Origin of the sequence: uncultured Sphingomonas sp., from assembly GCF_964237335.1 — a bacterium.
In the GTDB taxonomy this organism is placed as follows: Bacteria; Pseudomonadota; Alphaproteobacteria; order Sphingomonadales; family Sphingomonadaceae; genus Sphingomonas.
In genome coordinates, this window is the sequence record NZ_CAXSHM010000011.1 from 1 (window position 1) to 18,224 (window position 18,224).

The 18,224-nt window shown below is 68.0% G+C and carries 23 protein-coding genes and 1 tRNA gene; 6 read left to right on the plus strand and 18 right to left on the minus strand.

Translation table 11 applies throughout. From position 1 onward, the window contains the following. Nucleotides 1-2,663 (minus strand): TonB-dependent receptor (locus ACFE65_RS07465; RefSeq protein ID WP_375381723.1); only part of this gene is annotated, 2,663 nt, incomplete at its 3' end. 360 nt (nucleotides 2,664-3,023) lie between these two features. Next, entirely contained in the window at nucleotides 3,024-4,244 is a 1,221-nt protein-coding gene (locus ACFE65_RS07470; protein WP_375381724.1) for a phosphatidylserine/phosphatidylglycerophosphate/cardiolipin synthase family protein, read from the minus strand. 133 nt (nucleotides 4,245-4,377) lie between these two features. Here ACFE65_RS07470 and rpoZ point away from each other — a divergent pair, with 133 nt between their 5' ends. From rpoZ to ACFE65_RS07485, 3 genes are all read left to right on the plus strand, one after another. Continuing rightward, the gene (gene rpoZ / locus ACFE65_RS07475) at nucleotides 4,378-4,719 is read left to right on the plus strand and encodes a DNA-directed RNA polymerase subunit omega (protein WP_375381725.1); all 342 of its coding nucleotides are present in this window, start codon (nucleotides 4,378-4,380) and stop codon (nucleotides 4,717-4,719) included. Between the two features lie 171 nt (nucleotides 4,720-4,890). Continuing rightward, nucleotides 4,891-5,451, plus strand: a complete 561-nt coding sequence (locus ACFE65_RS07480; protein ID WP_375381726.1) for an SIMPL domain-containing protein — start codon at nucleotides 4,891-4,893, stop codon at nucleotides 5,449-5,451. Nucleotides 5,452-5,504: 53 nt separating this feature from the next. Continuing rightward, entirely contained in the window at nucleotides 5,505-5,648 is a 144-nt protein-coding gene (locus ACFE65_RS07485; RefSeq protein WP_375381727.1) for a hypothetical protein, read from the plus strand. Between the two features lie 297 nt (nucleotides 5,649-5,945). On the opposite strand, the gene ACFE65_RS07490 is transcribed toward ACFE65_RS07485, so the two are convergent. Together ACFE65_RS07490 and ACFE65_RS07495 are read right to left on the minus strand one after the other, a co-directional pair. Next, nucleotides 5,946-6,614: an RlmE family RNA methyltransferase gene (locus tag ACFE65_RS07490; protein WP_375381728.1), complete on the minus strand. Its 669-nt coding sequence runs from the start codon at nucleotides 6,612-6,614 to the stop codon at nucleotides 5,946-5,948. Between the two features lie 169 nt (nucleotides 6,615-6,783). Beyond that, nucleotides 6,784-7,881 carry a Ppx/GppA phosphatase family protein gene (locus ACFE65_RS07495; protein ID WP_375381729.1) on the minus strand — a complete coding sequence of 366 codons (1,098 nt, stop codon included), beginning with the start codon at nucleotides 7,879-7,881 and terminating at the stop codon, nucleotides 6,784-6,786. Between the two features lie 154 nt (nucleotides 7,882-8,035). Between ACFE65_RS07495 and ACFE65_RS07500 the strand changes: the two genes are divergently transcribed. Further along, a tRNA-Gln gene (locus ACFE65_RS07500) sits at nucleotides 8,036-8,109 on the plus strand. 12 nt (nucleotides 8,110-8,121) lie between these two features. Here ACFE65_RS07500 and ACFE65_RS07505 read toward each other — a convergent pair. The 8 genes from ACFE65_RS07505 to ACFE65_RS07540 form a co-directional block, all read right to left on the minus strand. Continuing rightward, complete coding sequence (locus ACFE65_RS07505) at nucleotides 8,122-8,991, minus strand: tyrosine-type recombinase/integrase (RefSeq protein WP_375381730.1); 870 nt, start codon at nucleotides 8,989-8,991, stop codon at nucleotides 8,122-8,124. A gap of 197 nt (nucleotides 8,992-9,188) precedes the next feature. After that, complete coding sequence (locus ACFE65_RS07510) at nucleotides 9,189-9,377, minus strand: hypothetical protein (protein WP_375381731.1); 189 nt, start codon at nucleotides 9,375-9,377, stop codon at nucleotides 9,189-9,191. Further along, nucleotides 9,374-10,537, minus strand: coding sequence for a phage portal protein (locus tag ACFE65_RS07515; protein ID WP_375381732.1), 1,164 nt, complete (start codon nucleotides 10,535-10,537; stop codon nucleotides 9,374-9,376). The genes ACFE65_RS07510 and ACFE65_RS07515 overlap by 4 nt, the downstream gene beginning before the upstream one ends. Then, nucleotides 10,528-11,079: an HK97 family phage prohead protease gene (locus tag ACFE65_RS07520; RefSeq protein ID WP_375381733.1), complete on the minus strand. Its 552-nt coding sequence runs from the start codon at nucleotides 11,077-11,079 to the stop codon at nucleotides 10,528-10,530. The genes ACFE65_RS07515 and ACFE65_RS07520 overlap by 10 nt, the downstream gene beginning before the upstream one ends. Beyond that, nucleotides 11,076-12,284, minus strand: coding sequence for a phage major capsid protein (locus ACFE65_RS07525; protein WP_375381734.1), 1,209 nt, complete (start codon nucleotides 12,282-12,284; stop codon nucleotides 11,076-11,078). The genes ACFE65_RS07520 and ACFE65_RS07525 overlap by 4 nt, the downstream gene beginning before the upstream one ends. Nucleotides 12,285-12,480: 196 nt before the next feature. Further along, nucleotides 12,481-12,951 (minus strand): hypothetical protein, encoded by a 471-nt coding sequence (locus tag ACFE65_RS07530; protein WP_375381735.1) that lies wholly within the window; start codon nucleotides 12,949-12,951, stop codon nucleotides 12,481-12,483. Between the two features lie 63 nt (nucleotides 12,952-13,014). Continuing rightward, the gene (locus tag ACFE65_RS07535) at nucleotides 13,015-13,326 is read right to left on the minus strand and encodes a hypothetical protein (protein WP_375381736.1); all 312 of its coding nucleotides are present in this window, start codon (nucleotides 13,324-13,326) and stop codon (nucleotides 13,015-13,017) included. A 1-nt stretch (nucleotide 13,327) separates the two neighbouring features. After that, nucleotides 13,328-13,588, minus strand: coding sequence for a hypothetical protein (locus ACFE65_RS07540; protein ID WP_375381737.1), 261 nt, complete (start codon nucleotides 13,586-13,588; stop codon nucleotides 13,328-13,330). Nucleotides 13,589-13,944: 356 nt separating this feature from the next. Here ACFE65_RS07540 and ACFE65_RS07545 point away from each other — a divergent pair, with 356 nt between their 5' ends. Together ACFE65_RS07545 and ACFE65_RS07550 are read left to right on the plus strand one after the other, a co-directional pair. Beyond that, nucleotides 13,945-14,226 carry a hypothetical protein gene (locus ACFE65_RS07545; protein WP_375381738.1) on the plus strand — a complete coding sequence of 94 codons (282 nt, stop codon included), beginning with the start codon at nucleotides 13,945-13,947 and terminating at the stop codon, nucleotides 14,224-14,226. Between the two features lie 24 nt (nucleotides 14,227-14,250). Then, nucleotides 14,251-14,475, plus strand: coding sequence for a hypothetical protein (locus ACFE65_RS07550; RefSeq protein WP_375381739.1), 225 nt, complete (start codon nucleotides 14,251-14,253; stop codon nucleotides 14,473-14,475). Here ACFE65_RS07550 and ACFE65_RS07555 read toward each other — a convergent pair. The 6 genes from ACFE65_RS07555 to ACFE65_RS07580 form a co-directional block, all read right to left on the minus strand. Then, nucleotides 14,472-15,965 (minus strand): terminase large subunit, encoded by a 1,494-nt coding sequence (locus tag ACFE65_RS07555; RefSeq protein ID WP_375381740.1) that lies wholly within the window; start codon nucleotides 15,963-15,965, stop codon nucleotides 14,472-14,474. The two genes, ACFE65_RS07550 and ACFE65_RS07555, sit on opposite strands and share 4 nt — an antisense overlap. Before the next feature lie 85 nt (nucleotides 15,966-16,050). Further along, nucleotides 16,051-16,443 carry an HNH endonuclease gene (locus ACFE65_RS07560; RefSeq protein ID WP_375381741.1) on the minus strand — a complete coding sequence of 131 codons (393 nt, stop codon included), beginning with the start codon at nucleotides 16,441-16,443 and terminating at the stop codon, nucleotides 16,051-16,053. Continuing rightward, entirely contained in the window at nucleotides 16,436-16,609 is a 174-nt protein-coding gene (locus ACFE65_RS07565) for a hypothetical protein (RefSeq protein WP_375381742.1), read from the minus strand. The genes ACFE65_RS07560 and ACFE65_RS07565 overlap by 8 nt, the downstream gene beginning before the upstream one ends. Further along, nucleotides 16,606-16,755 carry a hypothetical protein gene (locus ACFE65_RS07570; protein ID WP_375381743.1) on the minus strand — a complete coding sequence of 50 codons (150 nt, stop codon included), beginning with the start codon at nucleotides 16,753-16,755 and terminating at the stop codon, nucleotides 16,606-16,608. Before ACFE65_RS07570 ends, ACFE65_RS07565 begins: the two co-directional genes overlap by 4 nt. 64 nt (nucleotides 16,756-16,819) lie before the next feature. Then, nucleotides 16,820-17,347 carry a hypothetical protein gene (locus tag ACFE65_RS07575; protein WP_375381744.1) on the minus strand — a complete coding sequence of 176 codons (528 nt, stop codon included), beginning with the start codon at nucleotides 17,345-17,347 and terminating at the stop codon, nucleotides 16,820-16,822. Then, a complete protein-coding gene (locus ACFE65_RS07580) occupies nucleotides 17,295-18,095 on the minus strand; it encodes a helix-turn-helix domain-containing protein (protein WP_375381745.1) in 801 nt (266 codons plus the stop codon). Before ACFE65_RS07580 ends, ACFE65_RS07575 begins: the two co-directional genes overlap by 53 nt. Between the last annotated feature and the right edge of the window lie 129 nt (nucleotides 18,096-18,224).

Here is an 18,224-nt window from a genome sequence, read left to right on the forward strand (position 1 = left end):
CCGCCGAAGCCACCGCCGCCAAAGCCGCCGCCCCCGAAACCGCCGCCGCCGCCCGGTCCACCGCCGCCGCCGAAGCCGCCGGGCGGCCCGCCCGCGGGTGCCGCGCCGGGTGCACCTTGCGTGCCGGTCGTCGGCGCCGCGCCGGTGTCGGAGTTGGTGCCCGCCGCCGTTCCCGCCGCCGCGCCGCCACCATTGGTGCCGGCCGGAGCGGCCTGGGCCGCGCCCGTGTTGGGGGCCACGCCCGTGCCCGTGCTCGTGGTCGCCCCGCCCGTCGCTCCCGCCGCTGCCCGGGTGCCGCCCGCGCCCGGCGGCGGCCCGCCGAACAGGCTGCCGCCGAAGACGCTGGTCGGCGGGGTCGGGCGGCCGTTGGGGAACAGCGCGCGAATGGGGTTGGGGCCCTTGCCGGCGCGGAACGCCTCGAACTCCTTCTGGAGCTTCGACTTGATCGGGATCGACAGGTTGAAGCCGTAGCGCAGCACATGGCTCTCCGACGCGGCGAAGTTCACCGGCCGCGAATCGATCGAGGTCAGCACGCCGCCGCTGCGCTGGAACCGGTCGGGGAACGCCGTCTCGATCGCCTCGCTGGCACTCGGGAAGCTCAGGATCGGGTTGCGGACGTGCGTCTCGACATAGTCGGCGGTCAGCGTGAAATCGATCTTGGTCGACGGCTTGAGCGTCAGCCCGACCTTGGCGACATGGCGGCGATCCTCGCCCAGCGCGGCGTTGCCGCCCGTCACCTGGTTGACCGTCACCGTCTGGCCGGTCACAAAATCGAACACGCGGACGCCGGGCGTGGTGATGACCGGGTTGCCGAGCTGCGCCGCGGACGGCGCATCGTCCTGGTCGGTCACCGACGCGATGATCCGGATCGGCGCGATCGGCGACCAGTTGGCGCCATAGCCCAGCGTCGTCAGCGTACCGAAGTCCGACAGCTGGTTGACCGCGACGTTCACGTTCGCCGACAGGTCGCCGATCTTCGCCAGGAAATCGTTGCGCCGGCTGGTCAGCGGAATGTCGATATTCGCCTGAGCATTGCCCTGGTTGCGCAGGATGTGGCTGTCGAGGCTGGTGCCGAAGCGATAGGAATCGCTGTCGAGCGTCGAAAAGGTGCCGCCGAGATGGACGCTGGTCGACAGCGGCCCGGCCGGCAGCTTCACGATCGGCCCGGCGAGCAGCGCGTCGACCGTCTCTGTGTTGGTGACCGATCGCGCGAGGCTGGACGCGGCCGGACCGACGAGCGCGCCGGGCACGATCGGGCCGAACGGATTGACGCCGGCGGTGTTGGCGGTGAGCGCCGCCTGAAGCCCGGTCGCATCGACGCCGACGTCGGTATCCGTCCGCGTCCCCACCCGGTCGTAATTGCCGGTTAGCGTGTAGCGCCACTGGCCGCGATCGCCGTTGATCGTGGTGCCAAGGTGGCTGGTGACGGTCTGCGTGTCCTGCGCCAGCGGCGCGAACGCCGTCAGCGCGCGGTCGAGCGTCACCGCCGTCCCGAACGGGTTGTAGGGATCGGTGCCCGGCACGGTGAGCGCGGTGGTCGCCAGCCCCTGTTCGGACCGGTTGTCCTGCACCTCGACCCGGCCATTGAGCGTCACCGACGTGCGGCCGATATTGGTCGCGTAGATCGAGTTGAACTGGAAGTCGCTCGTGGCCGGCAGCAGCGTGCGGTAGGGTGACGGGTCGGTGCTCGTCTGCGCGGTGCCCGCGAACTGGGCGAGGGCGGCAGGACCGGTCGCGGCGGCGGCGGGGACGCCATAGACGGTGCCCGCCGGCGTGACGACGTTGCCGGCGGCCGAGAAGAGGCTGGGGTTGGACGCGATGTTCCGGTCGCTCTCGAGCAGGTGCCCGGTGGTCGAGTAATTGAGGTGGACGTTCAGCCGCTTGCCGTTGGCGATCGACAGGATGTCGGTCTGCGGGTTGACGGTGTAATTGCCCCCCTCGGTCGGGATGCTGCCCGCCGCCTCGCTGGTGATCGCACGGAAGCGGCGGCGCAGGACGATGTTCACCACGCGCTGGTCGGCGGTGTAGCCGTATTTGAGCGCGACCTCCTCGGGCAGGATGTCGACGCGCTGGATCGCCTCGGTCGGGATGTCGCGGATCTCGGAGAAGCTGCCGATCCGGCGGCCGTCGAGCAGCACCACCGGCGCGCCGCCCGATCCGCGCACGCTGCCCGTCTGCGGCGCGAGCTCGGTCAGCAGGTCCGCGATCGAGCTGACGCCATAGGAGCGGATGTCGGCGGGGCTCAGCTGGTTCTCGGGCGGGATGTCGCCGATCACCGCGCCTGGCTGCGTCCGCCTGCCGGTGACGACGACATCATCCGCATCGCCCGCATCGTCGTTGCCCGCATCCTGCGCTTGCGCGGCGCGTGACGCGGCGGCGGGGGCGGCCTGGCCCGATGTCTGCCCGGCTGTCTGGCCGGCTGTTGCCGCTCCCGATGCTGCCGCCGCACGACGGCGATACCCGCCGGGGTAGCCGGTGCGTCCGGCCGCCGGACTCGCATCGGGCGCTGGTGTCGGTGTGGGCGTCGGGGCGGGGGTCGACGGATCGCCCGGCGCCGCCATCGTGTTGGCGGGCGCGGGGGCCGGGGCCGCCTGTTGCGCCGCCAGCGCGGCCGGCAGCGAGAGCATGGAGGCGCCCAGCAGGCAGCCGCGCGAGACGCGCATCATATCAGTCCTTCCCCGAGATCGACCGCCGCGTAGCGATCAATTGTCGCAGAATTGTGCCGCATCGCAGCAACAACAAGGCACCGCTTCCGCGCGGCCTTTCGAGCATCCGCGCAAGACTTTCGCATACGGATGCTCTCAAATGGTGGATTGTTGCGTGTGAATTGCTGCTTGTGTCATTTGGGGAGTGTGATAGCCTGCATCATCGATCCGAAACGTCGGACGATGGCAGGAGAGAATGTATGGACCGGTGCGACGACCACCTTCACGAACTGCAGTTTCTGCATTTGTGCTGCGTCAGCGGTGTCTCGGTTGCGGTATCGCTGCTGACGCTGATGATCTTCCTCTAGCGGCTGGACCTCAGTCGATCCCGAAGTTGAGCCCGCGCGACACGCCCGGATCGGCGACAGCGATCATCAGATAGGCGACGAGCTGCTTTGCGCGCTGCAGGATGCCGGTGCGGGTCCGGTACAGCGCCGGGGTTATCTCCTCCGATTGCGCGATCTCGCCGTCGACATAGGTGCGCAGGTGATCGGCGAACGCGCGATCCTCGATCCGCAACATGATCTCAAGGTTGATGAACAAGCTGCGCAGGTCGAAATTGGCGGAGCCGACGAACACCGCGTCGTCGATGACGTATAGCTTGGTGTGCAGCTTGGTCGGGCGGTACTCGAACAGGCGCACTCCCTTCGCCAGTAGCCCGGCATAGGTGAAACGCGCAGCGGCGATCGTCACGTTGTTGTCCGATCGTGATGCGGTGACGACGCGCACCGCCGCCTGCCGCCGCCCCGCACGGTCGAGCCGGCGCAGGATCGTCGGGCTGGGGGTGAAATAGCCGGCGACGATGTCGACGCGCGCGGCGCGGCGCATGTCGGCCCGCACCGCGCGCGCCCAGGGCGACAGGCGCTTGGTCGGGCCGCCGATCAGCCAGCGCAACGCGCCCTCCCGCTCGCTCCACCGGCGCAGCGAGCGGTTGAGGTGGCCGATGCCGCGGCCCGACCCGATCCACTGCGTCAGCCCATCGAAATAGCCCGCGATCCGCGCCGCCGCCGCGCCCTCCAGCAGCAGGCCCAGGTCGCGCCATGCGCCGTCGGCGGCCGTGCCGAAATAATCGTCCTCGACGTTGAAGCCGCCGATGATCGCGCGTGCCGCAGCAGCGTCTTCCGCGTCGGCGAGCGCGAGCTTCTGGTGGTTGCGCAGCAGATACTGACGCCCGAACCGCGGCTCGAACCGGCAGACGGACACGCCTGCGTCGCGTAAGGGTGCGAAGAAATCGGCGTCGGACGCATCGTCGCTGCCGAACCCGTCCACCACCAGCCGGACCCGGACGCCACGCGCCTGCGCCTCGATCAGCGCCTGGCGGACGCGCCGCCCCGCACTGTCGTCGGCATAGATGTAGTAGAGGAGGCGCAGCGAGGTCCGCGCCGACCCGATCAGCTCCAGCAGCGCGTCGAGCCGGCGCGGCCCGGTATCGAGCAACGTCAGCCGGTCGCCCCCGACGGTGAAGCGGGGCTGGGGTTCGGGCTGAGGCAAGGACTGAGGCGCGGCGGTCGGAGCAGCTTGGGACAGGAGATCGGCCATTGCGGCCTTTTGGGCGCGGCCATGGCGGGGCACAAGCCGGGCGGCGGGCCCGGTGGTTTCCTTGACCCGAGACGCCCGATCGACTAGGCGGCCCGCTTTACCGAACTCCGGGTTTCAACGAAGGAAGCGGCTCATGGCACGCGTCACCGTCGAGGATTGCGTCGACAAGATCCCCAACCGCTTCGATCTGGTGCTGTTCGCGGCGCAGCGCGCGCGGCAGGTGTCGGGCGGCGCCGAGCTGACGATCGACCGCGACCGCGACAAGAACCCGGTCGTCGCGCTGCGCGAGATCGCCGAGCAGACGGTGCGCCCCGACCAGCTCGAAGAGTCCGTCATCGCGCAGTTGCAGAAGGTGCAGATCGACGACGAGGAAGCGCCCGACGCGATCGGCAGCCTGTCCGCCTCCGCCGAGGCGCTGCGCCTGACGGCCGCCGCGCCGCCGCGGAACCAGAACCTGGGTGGGGATTACGAGTGAGGCCCAAGGATAGCGGCAACGCCGCTATCCGCGGATAAGCCGAACTCCGGCCAGCGGCACGCCAGTGCCGTCTGACGACGTGGCTTTGCCACGGCGCCGCTTCTGTTCTGTATTCTTGCCTTGACCACTTCCTTTGCTACTCTCCGCCACAACTCGGGGGAGACCAACATCATGCGTGCCATCGTCATCGCCGCTACCCTGCTCGCGATACCCACCCCCGCCCTCGCCGCCCCCGACGATACGCCCCGCATCAGCGTCTCCGCGACCGCCAGCGTCCAGACCCCACCCGACCGCGCCACGATCCAATACACTGTCCATGGCGAGGGCGCGTCGAGCGACGAGGCGGTGGCATCGATGGTCGGCAAGCGCGAGCGGATCGACGGCGGCCTCGCCTCGCTCCACGTCGCCGTCGAGGCGGGTACCAGCCGCGTCGCCGTGACCGAGGCGCGAGGGCCGGACTGCCGCCAGAATTACGGCAGCGCGCGGCTGTCGACGGGCACCTGCGCGATCCAGGGCTATGCTGCCGACATGACCGTGACGCTGCGCACCGCGGCGGTCACCAAGGTCGGGACTGTGGTGGGGCTGCTCGGCCGGCTCGGCGCGACCGAACCGCGGCTGGAGAGTTTCTCGCTTGCTGCACTGGGCGACGCGCAACGCCGGGCGATCGCCGCCGCGCTGGCCGACGCGCGCGCGAAGGCGGAGGCGGTGGCGCAGGGCACGGCACGGGGGTGAAGCTCGGGGCGCTGATCTCGGCGTCTAACGGCGGGGGGTATCAGGATGTCGTGGTGACTGGGTCCAGGGTCGCGGCACCGTCGCCCCCACCGCCGGGGCTGAGTCTACTCATGGCCCCGCCGATCAACGTCTCGCTGTCCCCGCAGGCGATCACGACGCAGGCGCAGGTGACGGTGGTGTACGCGGTTGTGCCGTGAAGCACGCGGTACGTCTCCCAGAACTCGTCATCCCAGCGAACGCTGGGATCTCTCGGAAATGGTCTCCGGCCCACAAACAGATGCCAGCGTTTGCTGGCATGACGAGGTGCGGGAAGCGAGCGGTCGAGGAGAGGCAAGGCTGGCCGACGGCAAAGCCGCCAGCGTGACGTCGAACGGGTGAACAGGTCGATCATGCTCCCGGCATGATCTGAAGGCTGCGGGGCAGCCTTCACCTGTTCACCTTGCACGGTACCGCGCTCGGACGCCCGTCGGCCGCGCCCTCGGCCGAGGCGGAAATCAGACGCTGTCTGATTTCCTGCCGAGGGCGACCAGATACCACTCCACCGAGCCCTTGCGGCTCGCCGGCGGCTTGGCGTGTTTCACCGTCGTGAACTGGCGCTTCATGCCCGCGACCAGCGCATGGTCCGCGCCGCCCGCGAACGCCTTGGCGACGAATGCGCCGCCCGGGCGCAGCACCTCGGCCGCGAACGCCGCGGCCGCCTCCACCAGCGCCATCGTGCGCAGCGCGTCGGTCTGCGGGTGGCCGACGGTGTTCGCCGCCATGTCCGAAAGTACCAGGTCCGCCGGGCCGCCCAGCGCCTCCATCAGCAAGCCGGGCGCCGCGTCCGCCATGAAGTCGAGCTCCAGGATCGTCACCCCCTCGATCGGATCGACCGGCAGCAGGTCGATCCCCACCACACTCGCGGCGGGGACGACGCGGCGCACCACCTGGCTCCATCCGCCCGGCGCGATGCCCAGATCGATCACGCGACGCACGCCCTTCAGCAGCGCGAACTTCTCGTCGAGCTCGATCAGCTTGTAGGCGGCGCGGCTGCGATACCCTTCCGCCTTCGCGCGGCGCACATAGGGATCGTTCAACTGCCGCTCCAGCCACCGCTGCGACTGCGCAGTCCGCCCGCGCGCGGTGCGCACCTTCACCTGGCTGCCGGAGCCGCCGCGGCTCATGCTGCGATTTGCCTGTCAGGCTGATCCGACTGCGTCGGACCAGCGCCGCACCGGCCCGCTCCCCCACCCGGCCTCCCACAGAGTATCCTAGATGGGAGGCCGGGTGGGGAAGCGGGCCGGTGCGGCATCCGCGTGAGCGGATCAAACAAGGACGCGAGCGAAACAACCATCACCCTTCACCCATCAGCCGCTTGAGGATGCCCTCGCGGATGCCGCGGTCGGCGATGCCGATGCGTTGCGCCGGCCACAGGTCCATGATCGTCTCCAGGATCGCGCAGCCCGCCACCACCAGGTCCGCGCGCTCGGTGCCGATGCACGGCAGGGTCGCGCGCTCGGCGACCGACATGCCGGCGAGGCTCATGCTGATCGCGCGCATCGACTCCGCCGGTACCACCAGCCCGTCGATCGCGGACCGGTCGTAATGCGGCAGTCCCAGATGGACCGACGCGAGCGTCGTCACCGTGCCGCTGGTGCCCAGCAGCCGCGGCTGCGCGATCCCGCGAGGCAGGCGGGCGGCGAACGGCGCCATCGCGTCCGCCACCACCGCGCGCATCCGGGCATAGGCGATGGCGCGCTCCTCCGCGGTCGCGCCGCCGCCCGCGCTTTCCGTCAGCGAGACGACGCCCCAAGGCGCGGAATGCCAGTCGAGCACGCGCGGCCGTTCGCCCGCGCCGCCGCCAGAGTTGTCGCCGGTGTCGACCAGCACGAGCTCGGTCGAGCCGCCGCCGATGTCGAACACCAGCGCAGGATCGTCGCCCGGTTCGATCAGCGCATGGCAGCCCAGCACTGCCAGCCGCGCCTCCTCCTCCGCGGAGATGACGTCGAGATGGATGCCCGTCTCCGCCAGCGCGCGCGCGACGAAGGCGGGGCCGTTGGTCGCGCGGCGACAGGCCTCGGTCGCGACTGAACGCGCGATCAGCACATGGCGGCGGCGCAGCTTGTCCGCGCAGATTTTCAGCGCCGCGATCGTGCGATCGACCGCCGCGTCGCTCAGCCGACCGGTCGCGGCCAGCCCCTCGCCAAGCCGGACGACGCGCGAGAAGGCGTCGACGACGGTGAAGCCCCCGTCCCGCTCCGAGCCTGCGGGCCGGGCGATCAGCAGCCGGCAGTTGTTGGTGCCAAGGTCGAGGGCCGCGAAATGGCGCGGCTCGCCCCGGCTTCCCTCGCGCCCGCCATCCCGCCGCCCCTCGGCACGGGCGGGCGCGTGGGGCGCCGGAGGGGCCGGCGTATCCGGCCGGTACGGCAAGCTGGCGGGCACGTCCCCCATCGCCGTTTCCTGTTCGCATGGTCCACCCGCCGATCGCGGCCATGGCCGCCCGCGCCGGGTACTTGTTGCCAGGATAGCGCCTCGCCTTCCCGCCCACAAGCCACGCCCGCCGCCTTGACCCCCGCCGCCCCGCCCCGTAAGGCCAAGCCAGCGTTGCCCTGTCGTCTAATGGTAAGACTACGGACTCTGACTCCGTCAATCGAGGTTCGAATCCTCGCGGGGCATCCAGCCGCCTGCAATTTATGCGGCGCTTTCAACGGCTTTCTCCATGTCGCGGGCTAACTTGGCGGCCCGGTTAGCCATCACCTTGTCCATCGCGGCATCAGCCCGATCGCCGCGCGCGTCCTCGCCGGCGTAACGCCGGTACTCGCGCACGCTCTTGTGCCCGGTGATAGCCATGCCCTCGTCATCGCTGCATCCGGCCTCCCGGCACCGACGCGCAGCGGACTTGCGAAGTCCATGCGGCGAACAGTGAGGAAGCCCCGCCGCGCGGCAAGCCTTCTTCATCATCCCGTAGAAGCCCTTGGGCGTGAACGCCGCGGCATCCTTCGTCTCCAGGAGCAACGTCGCGCCGATCGGCCCCGCGGCTATTGCGTCGCGCAGAGGTCCGACCATCGGCACGTCGACCGCGTTGTTCGTCTTTCTCTGATCGAGCCGGATTCGACCGCCTGCGATCGTCTCGAGCGACATGAACCGCACGTCCCCGCTTCGCTGCGCACCGTAGAGGAGCAAGGCAAACGCAAGGCGAGGTTTCGTGCCAAGCGCGTGGCGGGCTTCGAACATCTCCAGCTCGTCCTCGGTCCAGCGATGATAGCCCGACGTTTCGGTTTTCGGGGCGCGCGTGTCCTTCACCGGATCAAATGCGAACGGCACCAGCTTGGCGCGGCGGGCGATCACGAACAGTTGCGCGAGCAGTTTGCGCAGCCGGGCCGCGGCGTGCGGCTTTCCTCGCATAGCGTTCATCAACCGTGCGATCCTCTCGGCGTCAAACTGGCGCATCGGATCGCCGCCGAAGTTGGTGCGGAACCGCTCCAGCACCCCACGATAGACCGCCTGCGTCGCCGGGCGCAGTGCCATGAAGCTGTCATCGGCGTAGTAGCGGCCGATCACGTCTGCCACGCTCCCCGGCTTGATCCGGTCTGCGCCGATCGGCGCGGGGTCTGTCTCCAGAAACGAGGCATACTCACGCTCGAACGCCTTGGTGCCGAACGGCTCGTGAAAGTACCGCGTGTCGTAGCCTTTGCGACGGAAGCGATACCTTCGCTTTCCATGCCGATCGGGGAAGCTGGAGACGTAGAGAAACCGCTTCATGCGGCACCGTAGGCGTCGAGGCGGCTATCGAGGTCATTCGAGCCGATCGGCAGGTCGGCGTCGATAGCGGGCACAATGACCTTCGTACCATCGGGCCGGGCGATCATTGCCAGGCGCACGCCAGCCTTCGCCGCAAGAGCAACAGCGTTGATCTCCGCTTGCGTGAAGGTGACGCGCCGACTCACGCCGCCGGCACCTCCGCCGCGGGCGCGTCAGTCTTCGCGCGCGGGTTCCAGCCTTCCACTTCGCGCACCTCGTCCGCGTCCAGGACGCCCGTCGTGATGGCGATCTGGTGCGTCTGCCAGCGGGTGAGCGGATCGCCGCGCAGGAAGCCCGACAGGTCCAGCTCGAACTCCAGGCCCGCCGCCAGGACGCTGCGGGCGAACTCCGCCTCGATCTTGCGTGCCCAGGGCGCCAACGTGAACTGGCCGAACCATAGGCCCGCCTGTGCGGCGTTCGTGAAGCTGTTGTTCTCATATGCCTGCACGATCGGCGGCGGCACCTGATATACGCGGCAAATCTCAATCACGCCGAACTTGCGGGACTCCAGTAGCTCGGCATCCTCGGGGCTGATCTGCGATGCCTTCCACGTCATGCCGCCGTCCAGGATCAACGTCCGGCCGGCGTTCGCCGCGCCCTCGTTGCGCTGGCGCATCTGATCGCGGAGCTGATTGCGCTGGTCCATTGTCAGCGTGCCGGGAAGCTCGATCACGCCGCTTGGGGCCATGCCCTTGTCCAGAAAGCTCTTGGCGAAGGCGTTGCTGGCGGCGACGCCCGCGACCGCCTCGGCCGCGCGTGACAGGCGCGAGCGGCCTACCAAACCATCATCGGTACGGTCGCGAAGGTGGATCACCTCGCCTTCCAAGCATCGCCGGAGGTTTCCGAACCCGTCGCCGACGTCATAGGCGAGCCGGCCGGAGCGGAGATACTGCACGGTCACCAGTCCCCACGGGATCCAGGTGAAACTGGAGACCGCGCCGCGCGCGTCGCGCTCGATGGTCGCCAGCCCGTTGCCGGTCAGCAACGTCGAGGCGACGAGGTGTTCCATGAAGTCGGGCCAGGTCATCCGGTCCGACACGCCAGTACGGGTCAACCGGCGCACGGGATGCCCCATGGCTTCCACCCGATCGTTGCCTTCGATCCGGTAGATCAGCGCCGGCACATAGGCGAGCGCGGAGCTGATCGCTTCCACGCACGCCAGCACGGTCGACAGGTTCTCATAGGCCCGAACCGACAATGCGCCGGGATAGCCGATGCCGGGAGCAATGGCGGCCCATGACGGGTCGGCGGCGTCGCTGCGGCGTTCATAGCCCAGCACGTTCGCCATGCGCTCGATCAGGCCCATCGCGCCGCCTCCGCCATCACCAGCACCCGGCGGCGGCGCGCGGCTTCTGCACCCGTCTGGAGCGCCCGCAGCGCGATCTCGGTATCCGGGTAGGCGGGCCACGCCGAAACCACCGATACCTCGCGTAGCCCTACCGCAGACAGCGATCGACGGTTGCCCGCCCACCGCTCGCCGCCCTTGGGGACCGTGAACCCGAACGACATGCCGCCCAGGTCGCCGCGGGCCGCCAGGGCCAGCACGTCCGCACCGGCTTGCGTGTCGGGGAGGTCGAGGCTGAACGCGAGCCCGCGGGTGTCCTCCGACAGCCGGAGCGTCCCGGACCGTGTGCGGCCCAGCACCTTACCGGCGTCATGGTCGAGCAGCGCCAGCACGTCGCCGGCAAGGGCGGAGCGGAAGGCACCGGGCTCGATCGTCTCCACGAACGTGCCCAGCTTCGCCTCCGTCCCGAACGTGGCGGCGTACCCCTCCACCCGCCGGCCGGCGGTGCGAACCTCAGTGAACGCGCGGCGCTCGACAGCCGGAAGGGTCGCTGCCGCCGTCACGCGGTCTTCACCCCGGTCGCCTTCACGAAGCTGGCCGGACGGCGCACGCCGAAGTCCACCGTCGCCATGGCGCGGATCAGGATGTTGCCCTTGCTGTAGGCCGTCTCCGCATAGGGGTTCACGAGGATGTCCAACTCGGACCAGATGCCGATCAGGAAGTCCGACCAGTCGCCATAGACCAGCCCGTGCTCGTTCCCGCCTGCGCCCAAGGTGTTCGGCACCTGATTGGAGAAGTGCGTCGTCTCGCCGTGGAACACCTCCGCCGCGGGAATGATCTGGCCTACCGTGTCCCGCGTCTTCGCCGCGAGCCCCTTCACGCCGTTGGTCGACAGGAAGGCGCGGCTGGAGCCGACGTTGGCGATGTCGGCCTTGCCGATCATGTCCGCCGTGGTGGCGAACAGGTCCGTGTCCCAGGCGATGCTCGGCACGTCCGGGTCGATCAGCAGCCCGCGCGGCAGCGGCGCTACGCCCGTGCCGGCGAGCGCCGCCCGGTCGATCTCCAGCGCCAGGTTGCGCGCCAGCATCCGGCGCAGGATGCCGTCTGCCGCCGGGCTGGCCTGCATGATGAGCTGGCGGGACAGCTCCGTGATGGCGCCGACGTGGTGGGGCGAGAGCGTCACGCTGTCGAACGTCGCGTTGCCGTAGGGCAGCGCCTGGTCTTCGTTCACCCAGCCGACCGCGGGCGAACCCGTCTCGCGCGGGATGACGACGTTGCCCGACAGACCGGTCAGCACGGTCGCGCCCATCGCCTGCATGACGCTGGTGGCGACCAGCGCCGACGTGAACAGGTCCGGGCGGAAGCTGACGGGCACGATCGGTGCGCTCGCGCCGGTCGTCTGCGTCGCGCGGGTCTCGAATACCTCAGTGGCGATGTAGATGCCCTTCGGCGGCGTGCCGGCGCGCTGTTCGAGGAACCGCTGCTCGCGCTCCACCTTGGCCCGATCGCAGGGCAGGCCGGCGGCGTAGCGGATCGTCTCGGCGAGCGACTGGTCGCGGATTTCCGCTGCCGCTTCGTCGCCGTGGATCGTCACGCCCTGTTCGCGCCGTTCGGCATCGTCCAACGCTTTGGCGCGGGTCAGCTTGGCGTCGTGCGAGTCCAGCTCGCCCTTGGCGGCGTCGAAGCCGGCCTGATCGTCCTTCGTGTGCGCCTCGTTCATGCGGGTGACGATCGCCGCCCGCTGTTCGATCAATTCTGCCGTTTTCATGCTTCGTCCTCATGCTGGCCAGGGGCCGGAGCCCCCGGCGCGGTGAAAGCCGTCTGTCTCGCGACGATGGCGGAAGGGTGCGACGTTGCCTGATTGAGCCCACCGATGCCGGCAGACGCGCCGCCCGCCCCGGGCATCAGGCTTTCCGCTACTGGCCGCGTCGCGTCGGCCTCAGGACTTGGGGCGGGAAACTGCATTAGTCGTCGCCCACCACACGGGCTTCCTCGGCCAGGCCTCGATCCACCTCTGCCCCGAGATTGGCGATGTTCCACACCTCCGTCAGAAGGATCGGATTAGAGGCGCCACCGGCCAGATAGACGTTGCCGAGCGGGTTCACGTCGCTGGCCTCGGCGGCAAACGAACCCCCGTTGACGCCATAGGCAACGGCGACATGCTCCGGCAGATCGCGCCCGCCTATCACCGCGTTCGCGAGGATGCCCACGACCCGGCAGGTCACATCCGATGCCTGCCGCGCGGTCCGGCCGCGCTCCGTCAGGCGCGCGAACAAGAACAGCCCGATCAGGTCGGGCCTCTCGAACACGCGAGGCACTCCGGGGCTGGTGCGGGGTGCGCAATCGTAGTCCCCGCTCGCCATGAGGTCGTTGAACTTCTGCCGATCCAGCCGGGCGATCCGACAGGCGGCAGCGGTACGGGCAGCGTTGGGCATGTGAAAGTCTCCTACAGTTAAACTTCTATAGGATGCCTACAGGCGTCTGTCCACAGGTATCTTTCAACAGGTATGTTGCCATCCTCCCGACGCGCTCCGGACGAGTCCCAGCTCACGCGCCATGTGCCGCTTGCTCGCCGACCGATAGTTGGTCGGCCCTTCGCGCTGGTCGGCCGCGTACCAGGGCACCGTGCGCAACAGCGGCCGGCCGTCGTCGCTAGACGGCTCCCCGTCGATTTCCAGCGGATCGCCGGGCCAGTCGTCTTCCTCCAGGTCGGGGCATCCGTCGAAACTGTCCAGCATCGCGATCAGCGACTCGATTTGGTCCTCGATTGCGGCCCGATGATCGGGGGCGAGCTTGAAGTGAACGCCCATGTCAGCGCACCCCCGCCATGAACGCGGACGCGGCGCGGGCTTCGTCGCCGCCGATCCGCTGATAGACCTGGTGGACCGTGTTCTGCGCCTCGCGCCGCTGGTCGGGCGTAAGCTGCGCCAGGATGGCCTCCGCCACGATCAGCGCCGCCGGATATGCATGACGCGGATCGAGGAAGTAGGACTGTACGGGGTCGGGCACTGGCAGGATGCGAGGGACGCCACGGTCGGCGAGCTGCGCGCCGGTGAAGTGCCGGCAGGGCACCTTTCGGGCCGCCGCGGTTGGCAGGCGAGTGACATTCGAGGATGCGCGTGTCGGCGCACCCGTGATAACGGGTGAGGTAGCCATGATCGTCTCCACAACAGACGGTTGGGTTAGAGCCGGGCGGGAAGCACCACCTTCCCCTCGGCTCGCTTACCGTGTAGTCACGGTTACATGACAGGTCAAGAAACTTTGTCGCCACGGAAACGGCGCGGTCCGGCTCCGACTGGTAAGGGTGTTCCGATCGGTGTTCGGCTACAGCCCGCCGATCTCGCCGCACTCGACACATGGATTGAGCGCCAAGAGCCACCACCGTCTCGGCCTGAAGCGATCCGTCTTATACTGAGGGAGAGGCTGTCGTGATATTCGAAGTCGGCAAAGAATATTGGCTGATCTATGGGACTACGGAAGAACAATCGCACGCCTGCGTGAAGGTGATAGCGGTTGAGGGTCAGTGGCTTAAGGTCGAGTCCAAGGAACTTGATACTCATCTCAACATGGCCGCACCGATGTTCATTTCAGCTCGGGAACGTAATCGCGAAGCCGAAGACGCTGTGCAAATGCGCGACATTATATTCGTTGATCACGAAGGCAAAGAGACTGGGCGATTAAGTCCGGTGCGAACAGAAGATACAATATAACTCAAGCGCAATGAAAGTGATACCATGAAAGCCTATATGGAGATTGACGGAGGAAGTACTTGGCAGGGTCAGGCTGTATTTGACGTTCAGCCTGCCGTTGGTGACTATATTGCGTTTGGTAAAGGTCGCGAAAGCGGCAGTGCGTGTGTTGTCGCGATCGAACATCGCGAACAGGTCGATGGCTTTGTCTCTACCGTCATAGCGAAGACTAAGGCTAGGCCATACAATGCCGATTGGAATGCGCTTTAAACCCACGCCAGTCCCGCCCCCCGGTACACCTTCGGTCCCTCATTCGTCGCCGCCAGCCCGCAAGCCATGATGGCGGAGACAAGCCCGTCGATCTTGTCGATGCTCTTGTTCTTCGCCGGCTTGCGGTTCCCGGCCGGGTCGATTTCCACAATCACGTTGCCCGCCTGCCACTTTAGGATGGGCGAGCCGCCGTGCCCCATCCGCCGCTCCAGCACCGCGCGCTCGAATGCGTCCACCGCCGCCGCGTAGGACCGGAAGCCCGGCACGAACTCCACCATCGGCAGGTCAATGCCTTCGTCCGATAGCAGCTTGCCCAGATCCTCGAACCGCCAGCGATCGAACGCGATACCCTGCACGTTGTACCGGCCGCGAATGTCGGCGAGCTGGCGCGCGATGGCGACGCGATCGGTTGCGCGGCCGGGCGTGGTGATGATCCACCCGGCTTCCGCCCATCGGTCATAGGGCACCCGGTCCCGCTCCACCCGCTCGGCGATCGTGTCGCGGGGGACGAAGTGCCAGGCCAGCAGCTTGCCGGCATCTGGGAACCACAGTGCCAGCGCCGTCAGGTCGCGTGTGCTCGACAGGTCGAGGCCGCCGAAGCACCGCTCCCCCTCCAGCTCGATCGGGTCGAACGGCTCCGCGTTCGCCTCCCATTCCGCCGGGTTGATGAACCGGCCCTCCGCCGCGACACGCTGGTTCAGGTTCAGCAGCCGGAACGCAGGCTCGAACGAGGGCGAGCGCATTGCCATGCCGGCCGCGTCGGCGAACTCGTCTTCGTTAAGAAACGCGCCCAGCGCCGGGTTCGCCGCGCGCCAAGCGTCGCGATCGTCCAGCGCGCAGTCGGCCGGCGCCGTGTGGAGCTGGACATAGAACGAGGGCACCGGCTCTTGATCGAGCAACTGCGACCAGAAGTGCATGTCGTCCGCCGCCTGCGTGCTGATCGTCACGCCCAACGCGTTCCGCCGCTTCGCCATGCCCGTTTTCAGATTGTCCCACAGCTCGCGCGAGCGCCATTGCGCCACCTCGTCGGCGATCCAGAACGAGGGCGCGAGCCCGTGCGCCTTGCGTGCGTCGCTGGTGAGGGCCGTCCAGGTCGAGCGGTCCGCCTCCACCTCGATCGACTTGTGCCAGTCGCGGATGTTCACCGCCGCCGCCATCCACGGCGTCGCCTCGATGTAGGACCGGACCATGCGGTACAGGACGCCCGCCTGTTCGCGATCGAGCGCCGCCGCGTAGCACTCCCCATGGGGCTCCTTCATCGGCCCGAGCAGGTGGGCGAGCGACAGGCCGGCGAGCAGCGCCGACTTGCCGTTGCCGCGGGCCACGGACAGCCCTGCCAAGCGCACCTGCCTCTCCCCCTCCGTCTCGGCATAGACGCCGCGCACGAACCGCTCCTGAAACTCCAGCAGCTCCATTTTCTCGCCCGCCTTCAGGCCGGACACGATGGGGAGCGTACCAAGGAACGAAAGCACCTGATCGGCCGCCGACATTCCGCGTTTCGACCAGGGATGGTGGACTTTGTTCGAGCCCGGCCGTCGCGCTGCGCGCGCCATTCGCGCTGCGCCAGGACCACGCTTACCCATCGCGGCGAACTAATTGAGCGTTTTGGGGCACAACGGTCTTGTCGAGCTCAGCTTTGAGCGATTTTCCGTGCCAGGGGTGCGCGGGATCGGTCGGGTTGCCATCGGCATCGCATCCGCGGCGCGGCTGAATAGCCCGGTTGGTTCGCACCGCGCCCGCCTCGACACCGCGCGCCGTTTTCACGCTATGGCACCGCGCGCACATGCTGGCGAGTCCGTCGAGCGGCGGGAACGCATCACCGCCCGCGCTGATCGGCACGCGGTGATCGACCGTGTTCGCCACCTCAATACGGCCCGCTTGGGTGCATGGCTCGCATAGCGGCTCGGTGCGCAGCCTCAGCAGGCGCAGCCGACGCCACTGGCCAGTGTTGTAGGGCCAGTCAGCCATTTGCATCCGCGTCCTCAGGCTCGCAGAACGCGGCCATGAGCTGCCACCGACGCAGCACCTCGATCGCGCCAACCAGTCGCGTCGTCGCGTCTGACGTGCTGCCATCAGCGTGTGCCCGCGCTTCGTGCGCGAGCCACTCAGCCGTGTCGGCCGGGAAAGGGTTCATCGTCCGTGCTCCAGTTGGCGAGCAAGCCGGCGCAGGTCGCGCTCGATCTCACCGCGTTGTTCGAAGTATCGTTCCGGGTTGCGCCAGTCGGGCGACAGCCGACCGATCTGGCGCGCGAGTTCATGCAACTGTCGAGGTGCGGGCATCAGCTTGGCTCCATCTGTTTGGAGCACCTGAAATACCCGCCACGGAACCGGCCTATTACGGCGGTCATGATGCCTCACTCGCTGTCGGGTCCGACTGTCCCGGCGCTATCTCGAACGTCGTGCCATCCGGTCGGCAGCGCATGAGGCACCCGAACTTGCGCATGTTGCGGTTGAACGTGTCGATCTCGGCCGGCGGGATCATGTCCGCATCTGGGGCCCGCTTCTCGCGCTCCTCCATCAGCCGGGGCTCGCCGGTCATAACCTGCCACGTCATCGCACGATGCGGATCAGCCTTGGCGATGATGTCGGCGTTACGCTGGTCGCAGAAGCTCTGTGCCCAGTCGTAGCCAGGTGGTGGCGATGCCGGCGAGGCCGCACGATCGCGGCGTTCAAGCTCCTCCCGCATCAGTCGGGTGAGGTCTGCCGCAGTAGGCAGAAACGGCTGTTCCCGAACCCATTGCGCGATGGCCAAACGGAGCAGCAGTGGCGGAGCGTCGGCCAGGTCTTCAGCAAGGAAACCACACCGCGCCCTGAACCCCTCAGGGTCGCCGCCGGAGCCATGCTGGAACCGGACCTTCAGCTCCCCGATCATCTGGTGGATCGCTTGCGGCACCTTCGTCCGACCGCGCGAGGGCACTGGCGAGCATGTCGGCAGCGTAGCCGCGCCTAGGTCCTGCCATGCCGACACTTCCCGGCCGGGCGAGGTCGTTGCTTCGTAGCGATAGTCCATTACGAGAATCCTTGATCGGGAATAGGCCGGTCCACCGGCGGAAGGTCGACTGATCGAGCACCTCGCCTGGTGGGTGACCGGCGTCCGCCAGCTTGCGCAGCTCGCCGATCGCGATCGTCAGGGCGCGGGCGGTTTCCTTCGCGCCCTTCACCCGCCGCATCTCCAGCCAGCCGTTCCACGGATCTACAGGCACCCAATCGGGCAGCTCGATCGAGGCGTTCACTCGCGCGCGCTTCTTCGGAGAAGACGAAGTCTTCGTAGAAGTGGTGGTTCTTGGTAGTTCGCTTGCCACTGTGTCAGGGGTCGCCTGACACTGTGTCAGGGGTGACACCTTGTCAGGGGTGACACTGTGGCAGGGGTGCACGGTGTAGGTGGTGCCGACGCCGGGCCGTACCGCACGCGAGATATGGCCCGCCTGTTCAAGCTCCACGATCGTGCGGTGCACGGTCCGCTCGCTCAAGCCGGTGTCCTCCGCAATGCGCGGCATTCCGGGATTGCAAGCAGCCGTAACCTTGTCAGCGCGCAGCGCGAGCACCAACAGCACATGCTTCTGCGCCGCTGTGGCGTTCGGGATCGCCATCGCCGCGTGCTGAAGGTCGAACGTCGTCATGCGCTGAACCTCAGCGTGAGGATCGCTCGCCGTTGGCCGTTGCCGCCGCCTATGCTATGGAAGTCGTGCCCGCCCGCCCGGTGAGCAATGTTAGCGCCCGATCCGGTTCCAGCCAGGTCGGGCGTTTCA

Bases quoted from the DNA above. Each gene is read 5' to 3' on its own strand.
- ACFE65_RS07470 (WP_375381724.1), bottom strand. From the start codon at position 4,244: ATGGCCGATCTCCTGTCCCAAGCTGCTCCGACCGCCGCGCCTCAGTCC.
- rpoZ (WP_375381725.1), top strand. From the start codon at position 4,378: ATGGCACGCGTCACCGTCGAGGATTGCGTCGACAAGATCCCCAACCGC.
- ACFE65_RS07480 (WP_375381726.1), top strand. From the start codon at position 4,891: ATGCGTGCCATCGTCATCGCCGCTACCCTGCTCGCGATACCCACCCCC.
- ACFE65_RS07490 (WP_375381728.1), bottom strand. From the start codon at position 6,614: ATGAGCCGCGGCGGCTCCGGCAGCCAGGTGAAGGTGCGCACCGCGCGC.
- ACFE65_RS07495 (WP_375381729.1), bottom strand. From the start codon at position 7,881: ATGGGGGACGTGCCCGCCAGCTTGCCGTACCGGCCGGATACGCCGGCC.
- ACFE65_RS07515 (WP_375381732.1), bottom strand. From the start codon at position 10,537: ATGGGCCTGATCGAGCGCATGGCGAACGTGCTGGGCTATGAACGCCGC.
- ACFE65_RS07525 (WP_375381734.1), bottom strand. From the start codon at position 12,284: ATGAAAACGGCAGAATTGATCGAACAGCGGGCGGCGATCGTCACCCGC.
- ACFE65_RS07530 (WP_375381735.1), bottom strand. From the start codon at position 12,951: ATGCCCAACGCTGCCCGTACCGCTGCCGCCTGTCGGATCGCCCGGCTG.
- ACFE65_RS07535 (WP_375381736.1), bottom strand. From the start codon at position 13,326: ATGGGCGTTCACTTCAAGCTCGCCCCCGATCATCGGGCCGCAATCGAG.
- ACFE65_RS07550 (WP_375381739.1), top strand. From the start codon at position 14,251: ATGAAAGCCTATATGGAGATTGACGGAGGAAGTACTTGGCAGGGTCAG.
- ACFE65_RS07555 (WP_375381740.1), bottom strand. From the start codon at position 15,965: ATGTCGGCGGCCGATCAGGTGCTTTCGTTCCTTGGTACGCTCCCCATC.
- ACFE65_RS07560 (WP_375381741.1), bottom strand. From the start codon at position 16,443: ATGGCTGACTGGCCCTACAACACTGGCCAGTGGCGTCGGCTGCGCCTG.
- ACFE65_RS07565 (WP_375381742.1), bottom strand. From the start codon at position 16,609: ATGAACCCTTTCCCGGCCGACACGGCTGAGTGGCTCGCGCACGAAGCG.
- ACFE65_RS07570 (WP_375381743.1), bottom strand. From the start codon at position 16,755: ATGCCCGCACCTCGACAGTTGCATGAACTCGCGCGCCAGATCGGTCGG.
- ACFE65_RS07575 (WP_375381744.1), bottom strand. From the start codon at position 17,347: ATGATCGGGGAGCTGAAGGTCCGGTTCCAGCATGGCTCCGGCGGCGAC.
- ACFE65_RS07580 (WP_375381745.1), bottom strand. From the start codon at position 18,095: ATGACGACGTTCGACCTTCAGCACGCGGCGATGGCGATCCCGAACGCC.